The sequence below is a fragment of the Enteractinococcus helveticum genome, assembly GCF_020742345.1.
GTDB classification, from domain to species: domain Bacteria; phylum Actinomycetota; class Actinomycetes; order Actinomycetales; family Micrococcaceae; genus Yaniella; species Yaniella helvetica_A.
This window is the reverse complement of the sequence record NZ_DYXC01000089.1, coordinates 1-3,066: the sequence shown is the minus strand read 5'-3', so window position 1 is coordinate 3,066 and position 3,066 is coordinate 1. Positions and strand designations below refer to the sequence as shown.

Sequence of the window (3,066 nt, the reverse complement as noted above, 5' to 3'; positions counted from 1 at the left end):
GCTATGAAACCGTGCCCGAATTGACCGATAACACCGACCTCAAAACGCGCATTGAAGCCCTGCGCCTGGCTGCGGCCCAGGTCATGGGACTAGGTGATGTCGCCGATGAGTCGTACCCCAAAATGACCCTTGTCGCGGCCCCACGTGCTGGCGGCGCAATTTCCACGCGCAGTTTCATACCCCATCGAGTTCACGAATCAATCGGGGTGCTGGCTGCCGTTACTGTTGCAACCGCTGTACTCCTGCAGGGCTCGGTTGCCGCGCAGCTCGGCACACCCGGCACAGGAAAACAGCAAAGCCTCGGTATTGAACACCCCTCAGGAATTTTCGAAGCGCTCGTCGACTTGGATGACGATGGCACCGTGGTCGCCTCGGGTAACACCCGCACCGCACGGTTGATCAGCCGCGGCGAGGTCTATGTGCCGGCCAGGATTTGGGATCCCAGCGCCCCTAATACGTTTTGACTCAAAGCATCTGCTCACAGAAAGTGGAAGGACACTTAGGTTGATTATTGATATTCACGGGCACTACACCACGGCCCCAGCCCCGCTTGGCCAATGGCGCGAGGCCCAACTTGCTGCGCTCGACGGCGGACAACCACCGGCGTCTAAAGGCCCGGTGATCACGGATGACCAGATCCGCGAATCCATCGAAACCAATCAACTGCGCCTGATGAATGAGCGCGGCATTGACGTGCAGATCTTCTCCCCGCGGGCCTCATTTATGGCCCACCACGCCGGTGATTTCGAAACCTCTGCCGCCTGGTCGCGCCACTGTAATGACCTCATCGGCCGGGTCTCGGAACTTTACCCGGATCGTTTCGTCCCCTCGGCCATGCTGCCACAATCCCCCGGAGTCGAACCGGCCACCGTCATCGACGAGCTGGAACGCTGCGTGACCGAACACGATATTGTCGCAGTCAACCTCAACCCCGACCCCTCGGGCGGGCACTGGACCTCACCACCGTTGACCGATAAACACTGGTTCCCGGTATATGAAAAACTCATCGAGCACGAACTGCCCGTCATGGTGCACGTGTCAACCTCCATCAACCCGGCCTTCCACACCACCGGTGCACACTATCTCAACGCTGACACCACCGCCGTCATGCAGCTACTGGCCGGCGACCTCTTTGCCACCTTCCCCGAATTGAAAATGATCATCCCGCACGGCGGCGGGGCGGCACCGTATCACTGGGGCCGCTTCCGCGGCCTGGCCATGATGCTGAACAAGCCCCCGGTAGAAGAGCACCTGCTGAACAACATCTACTTCGATACCTGCGTCTATCACCAGCCGGGCATCGATACACTGCTGGAAGTCATTCCGCATAAGAACATTATGTTCGCCTCCGAAATGATCGGCGCGGTGCGCACCGAAGACCCCAACACCGGGCATTATTTTGACGACACCGCCCGCTATATCCAAGCCGCCGAACTGTCGGATGCATCCAAACAGGCCATTTTTGAAGACACCGCACGCGCCGTCCACCCGCGCCTGGACCGCCGTCTCACCGCCCAGGGCCGCTAGGAGAAACCATGTATGAATTGGGAATTGTGAACACCAAAATTGACCGCCCCGACCCCGACGACGTCGCCGCGCTGAGCCAATACGGTAGCGCCACCATCCATGAAGCCATGGGTCGCGTCGGGCTGATGCAACCGTATATGCGCCCGGCCTATGCAGGCGCCAAACTGTGCGGACCGGCGGTCACAGCACTGCTACAACCCGCAGATAACTGGATGATGCACGTGGTTGCAGAACAAATTACCGACGGCGATGTAGTGGTCGCGGCCTGCACGACCGAATCAGACGCCGGGTTTTTCGGTGATCTGTTGGCCACCTCCTTCCGGGCTCGCGGCGGGGTCGGATTGGTTATCGACGGCGGGGTCCGTGACGTAGCAGACTTAGAGCACATGGATTTCCCGGTGTTTGCCAAGGCGATCCACGCACGCGGCACCGTGAAAGAAACGCTGGGGTCCGTGAATGTCCCGGTGACCTGTGCCGGAGCGGTGGTCAACCCCGGGGATGTGGTGGTGGGGGATGCCGACGGCGTCGTCGTCGTGCCCCGCGAAAAAGTGGCCGACGTCGTTGAGGCCGCCAAGGTTCGCGAAGCCAAAGAAGCCGGCGTTCGCGAGCGACTGGCCGCCGGCGAACTGGGGTTGGATGTATACGGCATGCGAGACAAGCTTGCGGCCAAGGGCCTGCAATACCGATAGTAAGGAAGACACAATGGCTGAACGAGAAAACTTTGACTTAGCGCACATCAGTGCCGTAGAAATCCTGACCCCAAAATTTGAGGAAAGCCTCTGGTTCTTCAAAGACCTGCTGGCCATGCGCGAAGTCGCACGCATCGGTGACTCGGCGTACCTGCGCTGCTGGGACGAATACGAGACCTATTCGATCAAACTGACCGCCTCAGATACTAACGGGGTGGGCCGCACCATGTTGCGTGCTACTAGCCCCGAAGCCCTACAACGCCGGGTAGCAGCCATTGAAGATACCGGCTACGGCGAGGGGTGGAAAGATCCCGAGGTTGGCATCGGCGAATACTATGAATTCCAAGACCCCGATGAGCACCTGTTTGGTATCTATTACGACACCGAACTGTATCAGGCCGATGAGCAGGATCGTCCTGCACTGAAAAATCAGGCAGCACGTTATCCGGGCTACGGCGTCAACGCCCGCCGACTGGACCATATTAACTATCTGGCATCCGACGTCAACGTGACCGGTGATTTCTGGGATCAAGTCATGAAGGCCCGGGAAACCGAACAGGTTGAACTCGACGCCGGTGGGTATGCGGCTCGCTGGTTCCGGTTTGCCCAGAAATCCTACGACGTCGTCTACTCGGATGACTGGACGGGCGAACGCGGTCGTTTCCATCACCTGGCCTTTGCCACCGATACCCGCGAGGACATTCTCAAAGCCGCCGACTTTTTCCTCGAAGAGGGCGTCTACATTGAATACGGGCCGTATAAGCACGCGATAAATCAGACGTTTTTCCTATACGTGTGGGAACCGGGTGGTAACCGCATTGAGTTCGCCAACGCCGGGGCGCGGTTGATT

Annotated in this window: 4 protein-coding genes; all 4 read left to right on the top strand. The window is 59.0% G+C overall.

Annotation, left to right across the window (positions count from 1 at the left end; genetic code table 11):
- A partial coding sequence (locus K8V32_RS08355) for a PrpF domain-containing protein (RefSeq protein ID WP_303905742.1) occupies window positions 1–464 on the top strand: 464 nt, incomplete at its 5' end.
- Window positions 465–504: 40 nt separating this feature from the next.
- The gene (locus K8V32_RS08350; protein WP_303905739.1) at window positions 505–1,527 is read left to right on the top strand and encodes an amidohydrolase family protein; all 1,023 of its coding nucleotides are present in this window, start codon (window positions 505–507) and stop codon (window positions 1,525–1,527) included.
- Between the two features lie 8 nt (window positions 1,528–1,535).
- Window positions 1,536–2,216, top strand: coding sequence for a 4-carboxy-4-hydroxy-2-oxoadipate aldolase/oxaloacetate decarboxylase (ligK, locus tag K8V32_RS08345; RefSeq protein WP_303905736.1), 681 nt, complete (start codon window positions 1,536–1,538; stop codon window positions 2,214–2,216).
- 13 nt (window positions 2,217–2,229) lie between these two features.
- On the top strand, window positions 2,230–3,066 hold an 837-nt coding region (locus tag K8V32_RS08340), incomplete at its 3' end, for a VOC family protein (protein WP_303905733.1).